12 protein-coding genes are annotated in these 18,114 nt (G+C 46.8%); 7 read left to right on the plus strand and 5 right to left on the minus strand.

The window, feature by feature from the left end:
• The first annotated feature begins 72 nt into the window (after positions 1-72).
• Together mfd and QUA71_RS07685 are read left to right on the plus strand one after the other, a co-directional pair.
• Positions 73-3,642, plus strand: a complete 3,570-nt coding sequence (gene mfd / locus QUA71_RS07680) for a transcription-repair coupling factor (protein WP_333283760.1) — start codon at positions 73-75, stop codon at positions 3,640-3,642.
• 126 nt (positions 3,643-3,768) lie between these two features.
• Positions 3,769-4,428 (plus strand): S-layer homology domain-containing protein, encoded by a 660-nt coding sequence (locus QUA71_RS07685; protein WP_333283762.1) that lies wholly within the window; start codon positions 3,769-3,771, stop codon positions 4,426-4,428.
• A gap of 144 nt (positions 4,429-4,572) precedes the next feature.
• On the opposite strand, the gene QUA71_RS07690 is transcribed toward QUA71_RS07685, so the two are convergent.
• Both QUA71_RS07690 and gyrB read right to left on the minus strand, forming a co-directional pair.
• Positions 4,573-5,289, minus strand: a complete 717-nt coding sequence (locus QUA71_RS07690; protein ID WP_333283763.1) for a heme oxygenase (biliverdin-producing) — start codon at positions 5,287-5,289, stop codon at positions 4,573-4,575.
• An 837-nt stretch (positions 5,290-6,126) separates the two neighbouring features.
• Complete coding sequence (gene gyrB, locus QUA71_RS07695) at positions 6,127-8,067, minus strand: DNA topoisomerase (ATP-hydrolyzing) subunit B (RefSeq protein WP_333283765.1); 1,941 nt, start codon at positions 8,065-8,067, stop codon at positions 6,127-6,129.
• A 258-nt stretch (positions 8,068-8,325) separates the two neighbouring features.
• Between gyrB and miaA the strand changes: the two genes are divergently transcribed.
• Positions 8,326-9,228, plus strand: coding sequence for a tRNA (adenosine(37)-N6)-dimethylallyltransferase MiaA (miaA, locus tag QUA71_RS07700; protein ID WP_333283767.1), 903 nt, complete (start codon positions 8,326-8,328; stop codon positions 9,226-9,228).
• 104 nt (positions 9,229-9,332) lie between these two features.
• Here the strand turns inward: miaA and QUA71_RS07705 are convergent, their stop codons facing one another.
• Together QUA71_RS07705 and msrP are read right to left on the minus strand one after the other, a co-directional pair.
• On the minus strand, positions 9,333-9,992 hold the full coding sequence (locus QUA71_RS07705; RefSeq protein WP_333283769.1) for a Uma2 family endonuclease: 660 nt from the start codon (positions 9,990-9,992) through the stop codon (positions 9,333-9,335).
• Positions 9,993-10,251: 259 nt separating this feature from the next.
• On the minus strand, positions 10,252-11,235 hold the full coding sequence (msrP, locus tag QUA71_RS07710) for a protein-methionine-sulfoxide reductase catalytic subunit MsrP (protein ID WP_333283771.1): 984 nt from the start codon (positions 11,233-11,235) through the stop codon (positions 10,252-10,254).
• Between the two features lie 451 nt (positions 11,236-11,686).
• Here msrP and QUA71_RS07715 point away from each other — a divergent pair, with 451 nt between their 5' ends.
• Complete coding sequence (locus QUA71_RS07715) at positions 11,687-13,732, plus strand: serine/threonine-protein kinase (protein ID WP_333283773.1); 2,046 nt, start codon at positions 11,687-11,689, stop codon at positions 13,730-13,732.
• Between the two features lie 308 nt (positions 13,733-14,040).
• On the opposite strand, the gene QUA71_RS07720 is transcribed toward QUA71_RS07715, so the two are convergent.
• Positions 14,041-14,781: an SDR family oxidoreductase gene (locus tag QUA71_RS07720; protein ID WP_333283775.1), complete on the minus strand. Its 741-nt coding sequence runs from the start codon at positions 14,779-14,781 to the stop codon at positions 14,041-14,043.
• Positions 14,782-14,953: 172 nt separating this feature from the next.
• Here QUA71_RS07720 and QUA71_RS07725 point away from each other — a divergent pair, with 172 nt between their 5' ends.
• The 3 genes from QUA71_RS07725 (at position 14,954) to QUA71_RS07735 (ending at position 16,880) form a co-directional block, all read left to right on the plus strand.
• Complete coding sequence (locus QUA71_RS07725) at positions 14,954-15,523, plus strand: tetratricopeptide repeat protein (protein WP_333283778.1); 570 nt, start codon at positions 14,954-14,956, stop codon at positions 15,521-15,523.
• Positions 15,524-15,578: 55 nt separating this feature from the next.
• Positions 15,579-16,487, plus strand: coding sequence for a hypothetical protein (locus QUA71_RS07730; protein ID WP_333283780.1), 909 nt, complete (start codon positions 15,579-15,581; stop codon positions 16,485-16,487).
• A gap of 99 nt (positions 16,488-16,586) precedes the next feature.
• Positions 16,587-16,880 carry a DUF3288 family protein gene (locus tag QUA71_RS07735; protein ID WP_333283782.1) on the plus strand — a complete coding sequence of 98 codons (294 nt, stop codon included), beginning with the start codon at positions 16,587-16,589 and terminating at the stop codon, positions 16,878-16,880.
• The last annotated feature ends 1,234 nt before the right edge of the window (positions 16,881-18,114 follow it).

Below are 18,114 nucleotides of genomic sequence, written 5' to 3' on the forward strand. Positions count from 1 at the left end.
GTTTGTCGTACAATCTCCTTAACAGGCAAAGGGAAAGAGCCTTCGCCGATCGGGGATTAAAATTAAAAGCGCATGACTTTCTCTTCAATAATTCGTACCCTGGGGCGATCGCCCCTAGCCACAGAACTCCTCAACAAGCTCAAGCGCCATCGCTGCTTGCAACTCAACGGCATCGCTCGCTTGCCCAAAGGTTTAGTAGCTTCCGCCCTCGCACAGCAAGAAGGGCGGAGTTTACTGGTAGTGACGGCCACTCTAGAAGAAGCGGGCCGCTGGGTGGCAGGGCTGGAAGCTATGGGCTGGCAGACTGTGCATTTTTACCCAACTTCGGAGGCTTCGCCCTACGAGCTATCTTACTCCGACGAGAACGAAATGACTTGGGGACAAATGCAGGTGCTGGCGGATTTGGTCGAGAAACGAGAAACAAACGCTAATTCTAAGCCGATCGCGATTGTAGCTACCGAAAGAGCTCTCCAGTCTCACTTGCCGCCACCTGCTGTTTTTGAACCCTACTGTCTGACGCTGAAGCGAGGTGCGGTTCAAGACTCGAAGATACTTGACCGCCAACTGGTGTCGATGGGGTACGATCGGGTGGCTCTGGTGGAAATGGAGGGTCAGTGGAGCCGTCGCGGTGATATTGTCGATGTGTTTCCGGTGGCGGCTGAGTTGCCGGTGCGGCTGGAGTGGTTTGGGGATGATTTGGAGCAAATTCGGGAGTTTGACCCGTCTTCGCAGCGATCGCTCGATAAGGTCGAGCGATTAGTTTTAACTCCTACTAATTTTAACACAATTATTAAAGCAGTTTTATCTGAAAAAAAGCTTGACGCAATCAACCACCTAGGCTCTTTCGATCCCGAAAATGAAGCGGAAAATGAAGGGGAAAAATTTGTCCGCAGGCTGTTGGGTTTAGCGTTCGAGCAACCTGCATCTTTGTTGGATTATTTGACAGAAAATACTTTAGTTGTTATTGACGAACCCCAAGGGTGCGAAGCTCACAGCGACCGCTGGTTTGAGAATGCACAGGAACAGTGGAATAATTGCAATCGGGAATCGGCAGTTGCTGGTGAGACAACAGAAAAATTGCCAATTGCTAATTTGAAAGTTCCGAAAATTCACCGCACTTTTGCTGAATCAATGGCAGATGTCGCAGCTTTCGATAGGCTAGAACTTTCAGAACTGGCAGAAGATTCTACTTCTAAAAAATTTCAAAGCTCTGCGGAGATCGACCAGCTAGCGCCTGCGATTAATTTGGCCAGCAGGCCTGTGCCGGTGATGCCTCACCAATTTGCGAAGCTGTCTCAAATGCTCAGGGAAGAGCGCGATCGGGGTTTTACCATTTTTCTGGTTTCTGCTCAACCGAGCCGATCGGTTTCTCTGCTGTCGGAACACGACTGTCCGGCTCAGTTTGTGGTGAATCCGCGCGATTATTTGGCGATCGACAAGTTGCAATTGCAGCACGTTCCGGTTGCTTTGAAGTACAGCGGGCTGGCAGAATTGGAAGGTTTTATTCTGCCGACTTTTCGGATTGTTTTAATTACCGATCGGGAATTTTACGGTCAGCATTCTCTTGCTACTTTTAGCTACGTCCGCAAGCGCCGCCGCGCTGCTTCTAAGCAAGTAGACCCGAATAAATTAAGCCCTGGTGATTATGTGGTTCACCGCCAGCACGGAGTGGGTAAATTTATCAAGTTGGAACGTTTGACGATCGATCGCGAAACTCGCGAGTATTTGCTGATTCAATACGCTGACGGTACTCTGAGAGTGGCGGCAGATCAGTTGGGCGCTTTGTCGAGGTTTCGGACTGTAGGCGATAAAGTACCGGATCTAAACAAGCTGACCGGCCAAACTTGGGAAAAAACTAAAACAAAGGTTCGCAAAGCGGTTAAGAAATTGGCAGTGGATTTGCTGAATCTTTATGCTAAAAGAGCTAAACAAACAGGTTACGCTTTTCCTCCTGATATGCCTTGGCAACAAGAATTAGAGGATTCTTTTCCTTACCAGCCAACCCCGGATCAGTTGAAGGCAACTCAGGATGTGAAACGCGACATGGAGGGCGATCGACCGATGGATCGCTTGGTCTGCGGCGATGTCGGTTTTGGCAAGACAGAAGTTGCTCTGAGAGCGATTTTTAAGGCGGTTACGGCGGGCAAGCAGGTGGCTTTGCTCGCGCCGACGACGATTTTGACCCAACAGCACTATCACACGCTCTCGGAGCGTTTTTCCCCTTATCCGATCGAAGTTGGTTTGCTCAATCGCTTTCGCACTGAAACCGAGCGCCGGGAGATTCACAAGCGTTTGGCGACTGGGGAATTAGATGTGATTGTCGGTACTCAAGCTGTTTTGAGCAAAGCCATTAAATTTCGGGATTTGGGCTTGTTGGTGGTGGATGAAGAACAGCGGTTTGGAGTTAAGCAAAAGGAAGCGATTAAAGCTCTCAAAACAGAGGTAGATGTTCTGACTCTGACAGCAACGCCGATTCCCCGGACTTTGTATATGTCGCTGTCGGGGATTCGCGAGATGAGTTTGATTTCGACTCCGCCTCCCAGCAGGCGCCCGATTCAGACGCATTTGGCTCCCTATAACCCGGAAGTGGTGCGATCGGCCATTCGTCAAGAATTGGACAGGGGCGGTCAGGTTTTTTACGTGGTGCCCCGGATTGAGGGGATTGATGAGTTGGCCGCTCAGTTGCAGGAGATGGTTCCGTCTGCCAGAATTGCGATCGCCCACGGTCAAATGGATGCTTCGGAATTAGAATCGGTCATGCTGACTTTCAGTGCGGCGGATTTCGATATTTTGGTGTGCACGACGATTATTGAGTCGGGTTTGGATATTCCGCGTGTCAATACTATTTTAATTGAAGACGCGCAGCGCTTTGGTTTGGGTCAGCTTTACCAGTTGCGGGGACGGGTGGGACGCGCGGGGATTCAAGCTCATGCTTGGCTGTTTTATCCCAAGCAGAACAAGCTGTCTGATGCTGCAAGGCAGCGGCTGCGGGCAATTCAAGAGTTTGCCCAGTTGGGTTCGGGCTATCAGTTGGCCGTCCGAGATATGGAAATTCGCGGTTCGGGTGATGTTTTGGGTACTGAACAATCTGGTCAAATGGAGGCGATCGGTTTTGATTTGTATGCTGAAATGTTAGAGGAGGCTATTCGGGAAATTAAAGGTCAGGAAATTCCGAAAGTTGAAGACGCGCAAATTGACCTAACTTTGACCGCGTTTATTCCTGCCGATTACATCGCAGATTTGGATCAAAAGATGAGCGCTTACCGGTCTGTGGCTTCTGCTAATACCCCTGAAGAATTACAGCAGATTCAGGCTGATTGGTGCGATCGTTATGGGCCAATTCCTCTTCCAGCCCAGCAACTTATCCGTGTGGTAGAACTCAAACAAATCGCTAAAAAAATCGGTTTTTCTCGGATCAAACCGGAGAATAAGCAGCACATAGTTTTGGAAACAGCTATGGAAGAACCTGCTTGGAATTTGCTCAAGGCTAATTTGCCGGAACATTTGCGCTCTCGTTTTGTCTACAGCAAGGGGAAGGTTACTATTCGGGGTATGGCGGTTTTGACGGCCCAAAAGCAATTGGATAATTTGATTGATTGGCTGGGTAAAATGCAGGGCGCTTTGCCGGAAGCAAATCTTTGATTTTAATATATAATCCCCCAATGTCGCGCACCGCCGAAACCACAGAATAATACCGATGGAACCAGACAAAATATTACTGCTGTTTTCATGATGGTTTTAGCGACAGAAAGGATTAAAATCGTGAAAATGTTAGTGAGTATTTTTTTGGCGATCGCCCTACTGCAAGGAGTGCCTATGGCGGTTAAATCTCAAGAAATAATTGACCCGATCGACCGGGTTGTGAGCGCAGGATTGATGAATAAAGATGCCAGTGGCAATTTTAATGCTGAGGGCCTTGTCAGTCGCGCCGATTTGGCGATGATTTTAGTGAAAACTTTTGGCTTGGAACGGCGAAAAACAGCTCAGAAACCCGATATGGAATTGCCGGACGTACCGAAGAGTTATTGGGCTTACAGTGCGATTCAAACTGTTTTGAAAACGGGAACGATGAGTGGATATCGCGACGGAATGTTTTTCCCAAATCAAAGGGTGAGTCGCGCTGAAGCTTTGGCGATTTTTGCTCAAGCTTACGGGGTTTTTCAGTTTCCCGAACCCAGCATTTCCGAAATTTTAGCTAAGTATCCAGATGCAGGCGACATTCCTAGTTGGGCTAGAAAGTCTATGGCTACTGCACTTTATGAAGGGTTTGTTAATGTCGATCTCGCAACTAATAAGATTAATCCTTTGAAGCCGATGACTCGCTGGGATATCGCTTACGCTTTGAGCAAGTATTTGGAGCGGCAGGTAAGGCCGACTTCTTTGCCTGTCCCGGACGAGCAGCCTCCCGATCGCGGCGTGGGAAGGTGATAGTGTTGAGTTGTGAGTTAAAAAGTCGATCGCCCGCCATGCAAAATCCCGGAGATTTGGTGACTGTAAAAGCAGCCATCAAACCCCCAGGATTTAAAGTTTTCCTCTTAAACGAGGCTCAAATTATCCCCAGTGAGCTTTAACTCAATCAGCAGTAGCCAATTCGGTACTGCCACCACCGCGCTTCCGCGTCAGGGTATTGAAAAGCATCTGACCAACTGCTTTAATCAAATTGCCTTCTAACTCCATGAACATCTTCATGTTCATGCCAAAAGCTGCATTAGCTTCGTCAACAATTCGCTCTGCTGTGGCTTCGTCAATCGGCAGTTCATTCATTGCCTGACGGTAGTTAGCTTTGAACTCTTTTTCATCAGGAATATCCTGGAATTCATAGAAAGCAGTGCCTTCTCCTTCGGAAAGATTCATCCCGCGCTGGGCAATTCCCTTCAGGATTTGTCCGCCGGATAAATCGCCAAGGTAGCGAGTGTAAGAGTGAGCTACTAACAGTTCCGGTGCGGTCGCCGAAATCTCGCGAATTCGCTCCACATAAGCTTTAGCTGCGGCTGACGGAGCTACTTGTTCGCGCCAATTCGCACCGTAGTAGTAAAATAAATCTTGCTCTAAGCTTTGTTTCCGATTCAACTCAGAAAAGTAAATTTTTGAAACAACCGGATGCTGCTTTTGGCGTTCCATTTCCTCTTCCATTGCCGAGTAGACAAAGTAGAGGTTTCCTACTAACTTCCGGTAAGAAGTTTTTTCTACAACGCCTTTTAAAAAACACTTGACAAAACCGACGTTTTCTGCCATTGTGTGGGACTTTTTCGTTCCCTCACGCAATTTGGTCGCTAAATTGATGCTCATAAAAAAATTCGGTAAGTGGGAAACTCAGCGTCTTTAGACCTGAGAGGGAAACGGCTCGGCGGTTGAAACCGCCGTGAATCTTTGCATTACACGAGGATTGCTAGATGGGAGTGTAATGAATGTAATGTAATTTCGATGGGACACTTCGGCTACGCGAGCGTGCATCGAAATTACCATCTCAAATGTGGCAACCCGCGATCGCATAATGTTTGCTCTTTCGAGCCTCCCTTTCGGGGTGATGTTAGCTTCGACAAAGTTAACGGCCGGTACTATATCTAGGACACTGATTTAACCCAATAAGTCTGTTTAATCCTAAATTTCTAGAGCAAGGAACTAGCTTCGCATTCCCTGGTAGGTCTTTAACTCTTACCGTTAACGTAGTACCAAGGTACTGAGTCTGGTCAACTGTGGTTTAAGTCTTAGGCTAGAAGCCCAATCTCTTTAGACCTGGGTCGTTGACGCTATATTGTCCAACCTTCTATTTTTGTGATGGTCGATCAAGTCGCCAAAAATCTAAAATTTACCTAAGTGTTTACCTTAGATCGATTTGATGAGAGATTGTATTAATTTTTATAACAAAACCTAGAAACATCAAACGGCCCTGATGCGCGATCGCCCGAAAGGGCAGAAGGCATCAGGGCCGCAAAAGTTTAGTCATTAGTCCTCAGCTATTAGCTGTTAGCTAACCACTGATATCATTTCCGGTTACACCGGAATGATGTTGACGGTTGACTGTTGACGCCGTGAACAGTCAACCGTCAACCGTCAACCGTCAACAGTGAACTCGAATTTACTATTCCGATGCTAACGGATTTGATATGACGACTAATGGCTAATTTAGATGTCCAAGTCGAGGAGGTTGAGTTTGGGGCCGTAGGTTTCGATGAATTCGCGGCGGGGGGCGACACGATCGCCCATTAAGATCGTAAAGATGCGATCGGCTTCAGCAGCGTCTTCAATCTCCACCCGTTTCAGCGTCCGAGTTTCTGGGTTCATCGTTGTATCCCACAACTGTGTCGGCATCATTTCACCCAAACCTTTGAACCGCTGGATCGTGTAATTAGCATTCGCCGGAAATTCATTGCGGACGAGATTGTTCATTTCGCGATCGCTGTAACAGTAATAATGATTCCGTCCCCGTTCCACTTTATAGAGAGGAGGACAAGCAATATAGATGTAACCTTGTTCTACAAGTGCGCGCTGATAGCGGTAGAAGAAAGTCAACAACAGCGTGCGGATGTGAGCACCATCTACGTCAGCGTCAGTCATAATTACGATGTGGTGATACCGCAATTGACCCGGATCGAATTCTTCGCCTTTGATGCCCAAACCCAGGGCTGTAATTAACGATTGAATTTCGTTATTTTTGTAGATTTTGGCGTCGTCTGTTTTCTCAATATTGAGAATTTTACCGCGCAAAGGCAAGATTGCTTGGAATTGGCGATCGCGCCCTTGTTTTGCCGATCCGCCTGCAGAATCCCCTTCCACCAGGTAGATCTCAGACAGGGCGGGGTCTCTGGAGCTACAGTCCGCTAATTTCCCAGGCAAAGGAGACGATTCTAAGACTGATTTTCGGCGCACTAAATCGCGGGCACGGCGGGCGGCTTCAGCGGCCTTAAATGCCTGAATTGCTTTTTCCAAAATAGCGTCAGCTACTTGGGGGCGAAACTCTAAATATTCTGTCAATACTTCGCCTACCAAGGAATCGACAATTCCCCGAACTTCTGTATTTCCTAGCTTAGTTTTAGTTTGGCCTTCAAATTCCGGGTCTGGGACTTTCACAGAAATGACGGCTGTCAAACCTTCGCGAACGTTTTCGCCGGCGAGGTTGGGCTCGTTTTCTTTGATTTTGTTGCGCTTGCGGGCGATCGAATTCATCGTCCGCGTCAAAACTGCCTTCAAACCTTCTAAGTGCGTGCCTCCGTCGATCGTCCGAATGTTGTTAGCAAAACCGAGAACGTTGTCACTAAAAGCATCGACGCACCACTGCAAAGCCACTTCTATCTGCACGTTATTGCGTTCGCCTTGCACGTAGATCACTTCTTCGTGCAGAGGCTGCTTTTCGCGGTTCATGTAGGCGATATATTCCTTGATTCCACCCTCGTAACAGTAGGTTTCGATGCGAGGTTCGCTACTTTTGAGCAGTTCCAAACGGTGGTCGCTAAAGGTAATTCTCACGCCCGCATTCAAGTAACCCAATTCTCGCAAGCGCCCCGCGAGTATAGTGTAATCAAATTCAATGCCAGTGCTAAATATTTGAGTATCTGGCAAGAAAGAAACTGAAGTGCCGGTGCGGGTGCCTTTGTTGGGCTTGGCATTAAGTTCAGTAACTGGATTGCCTCTTTCGTAGCGCTGTAAATATTCTTTTTGGTCGCGCCAAACTGTCACTTCTACCCACTCGGACAGCGCGTTAACAACAGAAATACCTACACCGTGCAATCCTCCAGAAACCTTGTAGCCACCACCGCCAAATTTACCGCCGGCGTGGAGTACAGTCATTACTGTTTCTATTCCCGATTTGCCAGTCTTGGCAACGATGCCGGTGGGAATACCCCGGCCGTCGTCTGTCACGGTAACGGAACCGTCGGCGTTGATGTCAATCTCGATGTGAGTGCAGTGGCCAGCCAGCGCCTCATCAATGGAATTGTCCACAACCTCGTAAACTAGATGGTGGAGTCCTCGCGGGCCGGTGGTACCGATGTACATCCCCGGTCGTTTACGGACTGCTTCGAGACCTTCGAGAACTTGAATCTGGTCGGCGCTGTAGCTGCTGGTCATACAAAAATAGCTCCAATAATGAGGCCTAAAGCCCCGAAAGCTTCTAAAATGGGAAAACTCCTAAAATTATAGCACAAAACCGTTAAAGGCGATGCTAGGGCTTTCTGAAGGCAAATTTATTAGGGGGAGGGAGGGGAATAGTTTTGAGATTACTTAGCGACTGCCCGGCCCGATCGCGGTGAATCAGTGGATGGACAGAGGGGAAAGCATGGATAGAAGAGGATTTGAGAGTTTTTATAGGGAAATGTGCGACAGCTTATGCCTAAATTAATTACGATTTGCGGGGCGACGGCGACGGGGAAGTCTGGAGTGGCTTTGGCTTTGGCGGGGCGACTGCAATCCTCGATCCTGAGTGCGGACTCCCGTCAAGTGTACCGCGAATTTGACATCGGAACCGCAAAACCGACGGCGGTCGATCGCACGTGTGTACCGCATCACTTAATTGACATCTGCGATCCGACAGAAACTCTGACACTAGCAGAGTACCAGCAGCAAGCTCAAAAATTAATTGCTGATCTTGATTTTTCCCTGTCTCCTCCTCTGTTGTTGGTGGGAGGAACAGGCTTATATATTAAATCGATCGTGCGCGGTTTAAAAATTCCGAGGGTAGCGCCGATGCCCGAATTGCGATCGCAACTTGCCGAACTCGGACAATCTCAATGTTACGCCATGTTGCAGCAGGTCGATCGCTCTGCAGCTGAGAAAATTCACCTCAATGACCCAGTAAGAACTTTAAGAGCACTGGAAGTATTTTATGTCACGGGTCGCTCTATTTCCGAACAGCAGGGCGAAAATCCTCCCAATTATCCTATTTTACAAATTGGGTTGGATTGCGCGATCGATGTTTTGGTCGATCGGATCGAACAGCGCACAGAACAAATGCTAGAACGCGGTTGGATTGCTGAAGTAGAATATTTGTGTAAAAAATACGGCTGCGACTTGCCACTGTTGAACACGCTGGGCTATCAGGAAATGAAACAATATTTGGCTGGCGACATTAAGCTTGAAGAAGCCAAAGAATTAACAATTTTGCACACGCGGCAATTTGCGAAGAGACAGCGCACCTGGTTTCGAGCTTATCCTGAAATTGAATGGTTTGATGTTAGCACGCCAGATTTATTGGAGCGAGTTTGGCAGAGAGTGCAGGAGTTTATCAATTGATTTTATATCATTTATATCGAAAAAAATTTTTTTTTAACCGCCGATTAACGATGATGTAATTTAAGTTAATTGGCTAAATTTTAAACTACAGTCTGATTTTTGCGTTAACTTTGAATCGGCAAAATCTCTCTAATTCTTTGCCGAAACAAACGCACAGCCGCCCGCTGTCCGACTGTTCTGCTTTGTTCGATGAAACCGGGAATTTCGGCAACGGGTAAAAAGGGAAAAGCTAAACTGCGATCGCACATTTCATATTTTCCCTCCACAACCTGATAAACTTGCAGAGATTCCCGGCGATACCTCCACAGTTCGGGAACACCAAGAGCAGCATAAATTGTAAACTTATTGATAGAAGAATTTGTGTAATCTGACTCTATTGCTAAATCCGGCGGCGGGTCATTTGGCAAGTTGATATTTCTGCCTCTAACTAAAGATTCATTTTGAATATAGAAACAACTATCAGGTTCTACAGCACGAGTTAAATCTTCTCGTTCAAGAGTCAGCGAACCAAGACTCCTAAGTTCAATTTCCAGCTCATCTACAATGGCTTCCACAAAGCTTTCTATCAGTCGTTTGGGTTCTTCGTGTTCTTCCAGCGGCATCCTGATTTCTAATACTCCTTCATCGTAAGCAATTCTCCAAGCTCTATCGTCCCCAACATCTGCCAGCAATGCTTTAAAAGTTGACCAACTGACACCTTTTAAAATAACTCGGTTTTCTGGGGTAGTTTGCTGCTCGACGGGAGTTGATGTTGTTGTTACCATTTAACAATTCCTTGGTAGCTTCATCAATTTTTATTGTAGTCGATCGCCTGCAAAATCAAGGTAAAATTTACAAACAAAGTGCAGGTATAGGGTAGGGATAGGGCATTGCCGTGTCCTGTATTTCATGCTGAACCGAAAAAAAATCTTTTTTTTTATTAACCGCAGAGAACGCAGAGGGCGCAGAGAAAGAGAAAAGAGATAAATTAATAATTTGAGAAGCAGAAAAGCCTGTTTCTCAAATTACATCTCGCGTCGTTAATTAACTGTACAAACTAGCTACATATTCGCCGTAACCGTTATAGGGCAAAGTTGCGCGAGTTTCCCACGACCAACTGTTACCGGGGCCGACTATCCGTTCGCTGGCCTGCGACCATCTGGGGTGCGGTTTGTCGGGTTCGACATTTGCTTCAAAGGCGTATTCGTTGGGGCCGATTGTATTCCAAAAAGTGGCGGGCTGTTGTTCGACAAATTCAATTTTGACGATCGACTTTGCCCCCTTAAAACCGTATTTCCAAGGAATCACTTGCCGCAGCGGCGCACCATTTTGTTTTGGCAGCCTTCGGCCATACAAGCCTGTGGCAAAAAATGCTAAATCGTTGGCCATTTCTTCAATTCGCAGACCTTCGGTATAAGGCCAAGGATAAAATTGCGACATCAAACCGGGGCCGGGAGTAATTTTGGGGTCGTAAAATGAGGTAAAGCGAACGAATTTAGCCTTCGATTGCGGTTCGACATCAGCCATCAGTAATTTCATGGGAAATCCGACCCAAGGAACTACCATCGCCCAGGCTTCTACACAGCGAAATCGATAAACTCGTTCTTCGATAGGAAATTTTTTGTAGAGGTCGTCAATATCATAAGTGCGGGGATTTTTTACTAAACCGCCTACTTCTACTTTCCAGTTTTCTGTTGGCAAAGCTTGAGCAGCTTGCCAAATAGATTTTGTGCCGCCGTATTCGTAAAAATTGTTGTATTTTGTAGCTAAGGCTTCCTCGGTAATCGCTCGATCGACTTTCGCAAAGGCGGGATTCCGGCTCAATTCCGAATATGCTTGGGTTGAGCTTTGATCCAGAGCAGTTTTTGAGCTAGCATTGCTTTGGCAGCCGGTCAGCGGCAGCAGCGAAGCAGTCACGCCGGCGCCAATTAAATTTGTCATGAAGCGGCGGCGGTTGAGAAATGCTGTTTCTGGGGTAATTTGGGGTTCGAGAATTTCCCAAGGTTTGGGAACGCGAATTAACGGCATAAGTAATAGTTAAAAGTTAGTAGTTAGTTTGGCAAAAGTTGCCTAAGTTTTAATCTGTTAGTCGATTTGAGATTGGAGATTTGAGGTTTGAGATTGACTCCCTAGAACAAACAATTGCGGATATTTGGCAAGGCCTCGCGATTGCTTTGGCAATGCTTGCGATCGCACTGAAAGTATTCGCCATGACAGTATAACGTAATTCGGTAACAGCAAATCCCGCCGATCGCTCGAATGAGATCGGTACGATCGACCTATTAAACCTCGCTCGCAGGAAAGTCAGCAATTATTTACGCGCGATCGACCGCAGCAATTGTGGCGAAAATCTGGGAAACAATTATCATAAAGCAAAGATTCCAATTATTTAATTTGTCCACAGGAAGCGGCACGCACCGCCCCGCTTTCCTCCCCCACCAGCAAGTATGTCGGACGGGGGTCTCCAGCGGAAAGACAAATGAGTTACTGCACCAATCCCCATTGCCAGAATCCCCAAAATCTCGATCGCGCCACAGTCTGCAAAAGTTGCGAGTCGAACTTGCTGCTAAAAGGCCGCTACCGAGTCTTTCACACCCTCGGTCAAAGTCTCACTTGCCGCACCTTCTTAGCAGTCGATGAAGACCAACCTTCGCAACCCCGCTGCGTCATTCAACAATTCTGCGGCTCAGCAGCAGCCGCAGACGGTGGCACACACCAAAACCGGACATTTCGCGGCTCGGCCTCAGTTCTCGACGAGTTGGGGAAACATCCGCAAATACCGAAACTGCTGGCATCTTTTGAACTCGAAGGCTGCCAGTATTTAGTGCAAGAATACATCGAAGGCCGCAATTTAGCCGATCGGCTTTCAGAAAAAGGTGTTGTTAAAGAAATTCAAATTTGGTATCTGCTGAGCGAATTGTTGCCAGTCCTGCAATTTGTTCACGAACATCAACTGATTCACGGAGATATCAAACCGTCGAATATTATTCACCGGAAAACTCCCCAAGCATCCCCAGCTTTGGCAGGGAAAGAGGATCTATACCCCCTGTCCCAAGAAAGTGCCTCGGGGCTAGTTTTAGTCGATTTCGGCGCGGCAATTCCGGCAAACAGCGGGCCGCTGAAAATAGAAACGGTGACAGGTTCTGCCGAATACGCGGCCCCGGAACAAATTAAAGGTCAAGCGATTAAGAGCAGCGACATCTACAGTTTGGGCGTCACTTGCATTCACTTGTTAACGGGAATGTCGCCCTTTGATTTGTTTGACATCAAAGCCGAAAGTTGGGCCTGGAGGCATTATTTGAAAGTACCAGTTTCGGGGCGACTCGCCCGCATTCTGGATAAAATGGTGCAGCGAGAACCATCAAAACGCTATGGATCGACCGAGGCAATTCTCACAGACATGAAATACGGCCCGGCACCGGTAGACGTGATTCTCAGCAAACCCAAGTGGACTTTAGCGATGTGGGGAGCAAGTGCGGTTGCCCTGCTGTTCGTAGTGCTGGGTATTCGCTTGCCATCTCCAGCACCGCAGGCTTTCACTTCTTCTGAACCTGTTTCTAGCATTCCCGAAATTCGGTTCAATCCGCCCCCGATGCAGGATTTCAACGGTGACGCCTCGCAGTCCCTGCCTGCAGTGCGGACTCTGGCGGAGCGAGACAAAAACCCGGTTTGGGCGGTAGCAGTCGCTCCCAACGGCCGCGTGATAGTCAGCGGGAACAACGACGGTACAATTCACCTGCTGCACAAGCGTCGCGGCAAGCTACTCAAGGTTTTAGCAGGACATTTGGGGCCTGTGTGGTCGGTGGCCGTCAGTCCCGACGGCAGGACGATCGCCAGCGGCAGCGCTGACGGTACGATTAAATTGTGGAATTTCTATTCTGGCAAGTTAATTCGGACTTTGGACGGACACACAGACGGCGTGTTCTCGGTGGTTTTCAGTCCAGACGGCGAAGCCATCGCCAGCGTCGGTAAGGATAATACTTTGAAGCTGTGGCAAGTCGAAGACGGTGCCGAGTTGGAAACTCTCCAAGGGGTTTTTGACCAGGTGCATTCGGTGGCTTTCAGTCCCTATAAAGACACTCTCTTTACTGGCAACGGCGACGGTACTATCAAGCTGTGGAATTGGAAGACTGGGGAATTCCAAGCGACTCTCACGGGTCATTTTGATGCTGTTTCGGCTCTTACTGTCAGCCCTGACGGTAAAATTTTGGGCAGTGGCGGCTGGGACAATACGGTGAGGATTTGGGATATCACCAAGGAACACTGGTCCGCACCCTCGGGTGAAGTGATTTTTAACGGTCATGCCGATCGAATTCAGTCTCTAGCTTTCAGTCCGGACGGAGACAAACTCGCTAGCGCCGATTTGAGCGGGACTATCAAGCTGTGGCACATGAGTTCGGGTGAAATCGCCGGCACGCTGAAGGGTCATTCTACTTGGGTGGAATTGGCTTTTAATCCTCAAGACAAAACTCTGATCAGTGGCAGTTTTGACGACACGATTAAGGTATGGCGGCTGTCTCCTTGATTTGTTTGGTTGTCCGCCCCATCAAAGTTGAAGAATCCCCAGCCAAATCAAAGATTTTGGTTGAGGATTCTTAAACTCGGCGATTGAAAGAGACTGTTGGCGATTTCGCAGAGGGGTTACCCCCCACCTCGGGAAGGCAGCATTTGCCTTCGCTCTTTGTAGTTAACAGCTATATGGTCAATTAGACATTTACTCCCGATCTACCATTTTTAGGGATAAGTGGTGAAACCCCTGGTTGATTAACCAACAGTCTCTTGACATCGCTGCTATACAAACGAAGTCCACTGCAAGCTGACTGAAGTATATCTTTAGGCAATGCCGCCGTTAACGCGGATATTTTGTCCAGTAATCCAGCGGGCTTGTTCGCTGCACAAAAAAGCCGTCACATCGGCAATATCTTCAACTTTTCCAAGTCTTCCCAAAGCAGCCATTTGAGTAAATCTTTGTATTTGTTCAGCGGTTTTGCCAACAGTGAAGAGTTCTGTATCCGTTGGGCCCGGAGAAATGACATTGACTGTAATTTGGCGATCGCCCAATTCCTTAGCCAGCGATCGAGTTAGCTGTTCTACCGCGCCTTTTGTCGCCACATAAGCCCCATAAGTTGGCAGTAGCATCGCCGTTGTCGAACTGGAAAAATTAACAATTCTTCCTCCCTCCGCCATGCGTTTAGCAGCTTCTTGACAAGCAAAAAACGTGCCTTTGACGTTAATTGCAAACAGGTTATCAAACTCTGCTTCGGTAACTTCCGCTAGAGGTTTGTAAAGAATTACTCCTGCATTATTGACTAAAATATCGACTTGTGAATAGGTTTCCAGAGTGCGATCGAACAAATCGCGAATTTCTGCGGTTTTGCTGACATCGGCTTGCACGGCTAATGCTTTGCCGCCTGCTGCTTCAATCGCTGACACAACATCTTTCGCCTGATCGGCGCCTCTGGCGTAGTTGATGACCACTGATGCCCCTTCTTGGGATAATCGCAGGGCGATCGCGCGTCCAATTCCTCGCGATGCACCGGTCACAATTGCCACTTTTCCTGCTAGTGATGGCATGAGATTTCCTCTGCAATTAGCGTTGATGGTGGTTCAGAATAATCATACTATTTTTTTCCGCATTCTGGTACAGAAACAAATTTAAAATCTAAAATAGTCAGAATATTCCTAGAAATCGCGGTTGCTAACTAACACTTGTGGTAAAGTAGTGTCGGCTGTTAAAGTAAAATCTATGACCGTAAATTCCGAGTTAGCAGAGCAGTATTTGTCAGCGGGCGAGAGCCTCCAGAAATCAGGAAAACTTGACGAGGCGATCGCTTACTATCAAAAATTACTAGCCATTCAAGCGGATAGTGCGATCGCACTCAACAAGATCGCTGAAGTTTATTATGCTCAACAAAAATTTGCAGAGGCGATCGCCTCATGTTACCAAGCACTTCGCCAGCAATCGAATTTCCCCGCCGCCTACAAAACTCTAGGCAATATCCTGCAAGCCCAAGGCAAAATAGGCGCGGCCATTCGCGCCTACTCCAAGGCGATAGAATTCGATCCTAATTTGGTAGAAGCCTATGTTAACTTGGGCAGTATGTTTTACAAACAAGGCCAGCTCGATGACGCCATAACTTACTATCAAAAATCTATTGCTCTTCAACCAGATTTAGCCGTAGCTTATTGGAATTTAGGCAAAAGTTTGGAAGAGGAAGGGCGAATCAATGAAGGTTTATTTTATCAAAAAAAAGCTCTGACTTTACAGCCGGAGTTAGAAGATAGAAGCAATTCAGTAAACAATAACACTTACTGAAGAGGAATGTTATAGTCAAAATAATTCAATCATTAACGATGCAAGCTGGAGCAACATGGAAACTAACCATAATCCGCTCGAATTCCTAACGGCTAAAGTACAAGAAACAGTTGCCGATATCCAAAACTTAGGCAACCAAATTGATGCAAAATTCGAGGAAAGTGCAACTGTATTAACGGCGTGGGTACAATCAGCGCCAAGTTCAATTGTTAGTGCTGGGGCGATCGCCACTCAAGAAGCTGTCAAAATAGCACATAACATCCGTTTTGAGAACCTGCCAACAAATCTGCAATTGAAATTTGCTAGGGCTGGGATGCGTGACGGCATCCGAAATGTTCAAGAAGCAGCAAAAGTATTTGAATCCATACCCGCCCAAATTCGTGCCCAAGGCCCAGAAGCAATTCGCAACTTCTGTCAAGATAAAGATTGGAGTCACATCCAAGCACACGTCAATGGAGGCGGAAGCGAAGCTACTAACGGGATTTTTGAATATTTTTGGGTGAATCGTGCTCGCGGTGGTGCAGACATGACTGCCGCAGAATTAGCAGTCGCTAAGCAAGTTTTAGCGGATGCAGCGTTTAAAGCAGCAGTTGCGGAAATCGTTGGGGCTGCAATGAAAGGGGCGATCGCCGCAGCAGTAATTGAGTTAATATTTTCTATCTTAGAAAACTCGCTATTGTGCGTTGAAGGCAAAATTACCCAGTCAGAGTTAGTCGAACAAGTCGCCACCGCCACCGCCAAAGCTGGCATTGCTGGTGGTGTTATTACTGGCATTCTGTTAACACTGTGCATGATATTTCCCCCCATTGCCGCGCTTTTAGGGGCCGCAGCGATGCCCTTGGCGGTTGCAGGTATTGGTTTTATGGGAATTCGCGCCTGGGAAATCTTTTGTCACGGCGATCGACTATTTGGTATTACTCAACAAACACAAAAATTTCTGGGGCTGACTGAAGAAGTGCTGTAGGGGCTTAAACCCGGCCGTGTCCTACGTCTAATTAGATACCTGACTTCTTGAAGAAGTCGGGTATCTCGGTATTCTAAATGATTGGGAAACATAAATAGTATGGATTCAGTAGAAAAAACTCAAGATCAGCAGCATCCGCAATACAAGCGCGATCGAGCCAGTGTCAATACTTTATTAGCCTCCGAAGCAAACGACTACAATTTATCGGAATTAGCAAGATTAATAATTCGCTACCGAGGCTTTCCCGGCGCTAGAGATATCCAAGCAGACTTAAAAAAAGTCCTGCAAAAATGGAATTATACCGAAGAAACTCTTTACGAACAAACCCGTAAAATTCACGCCAAAGGTGAGGTTTATAGAAAGCAAAAAAGCGATCAAGAAGATTGGCTTTAAGACACTCAAAAATCAACATTTATAGCAACCGCGAACCGCCTTGGCGGTTAAGACAATAGTCGGGAAAGTTTTTAGGTCGTAGCCTGAAACCCTTGATTTGGTCTGGGCAGAGCCTGTGGCTCGTAAGCTTTGCTTGCAGCTATGGGAGCGCCCTGAAACTTTTATTTTATGGTGGTGATTCCTGGGAGGGTGAAAACCCACCCCAAACCCAGATGGGGTAAAGATTGAGCTGTGTTGTGATAAAAAAAAGATAGGCAGCAGAATTGTTACAGGCTTGCCTATCCAAAAAAATATGTTACCAACATTTTACCAGACTCACTTACAAAAACAACTGACCCAACCCCAGTTTATTTTACTCATAATCTTGTTGAACCTGATACAATCCGAGAAATAAGTGAGGTTAGACAGATTGGTGCAAGTATTTCCTTACCCAATTACTACCGAAAGTCGCCCTCGCGAATTACAAAGATTTCTCAATTTCCCTCAATTAACTATCGCATTAATCAGGTTCCCATTAATCACTTATTGATTAACAACTTATTCCCCTATCGGACAAAGGTTATCGATTGCGCTCGACCGCAGCCAATAGCGGTGTATCAATCTGTTTACGATCGCCCTAATCTGGCAGAAAAGAGCTATCCCCTTATACTGGTGTTTGTTACTCAACTTAGGAAGCAGTAACTTACAAGAACAAACTGTGGCTCTACAACAAATTTTACCATTAGTTAAAGAATATAAAGTTATCGTTTTGGGAAATCGTGAATTTTGTTCGGTATACGCAAGCATTCTGGCTCAATGCAATGGGTGTATCTTTTTGTTTAAGGCTGAAAAAGAATCATTGTGTGGAGACAGAAAATTTAATCGGGCAACGTTTAGACCACTTGGGAGTAATACCAGGAACTTCGTTGTACTTTCAAGGAGTGAGGGTTCGAAAAACTCAACCAGTAGCAGGATTTGAGCTCGCCTGTAAATGGAAACGCAACTACCCTTGGATTGAAACTTAAAGATGTCTGGTTTATCCTCACAGATTTTCAGCGAGTTGCCAGTAGCGATCTCCGCTTATAAACAGCGAATGGGAATTGAAGAAATGTTTCGAGACTGCAAGAGTGGAGGTTATAATCTAGAAGGGAGCGGTTTAAAAGGAGAGCGACTGATTAATACCAATTTAATATGAAGCTGCATAGAATAAAGCTTCCAGAATGAAAGTGTAAGAAGATAGTGAACTCATTTCTTC

Origin of the sequence: Microcoleus sp. MON1_C5 (assembly GCF_036701875.1) — a bacterium.
Lineage (GTDB): Bacteria > Cyanobacteriota > Cyanobacteriia > Cyanobacteriales > Microcoleaceae > Microcoleus.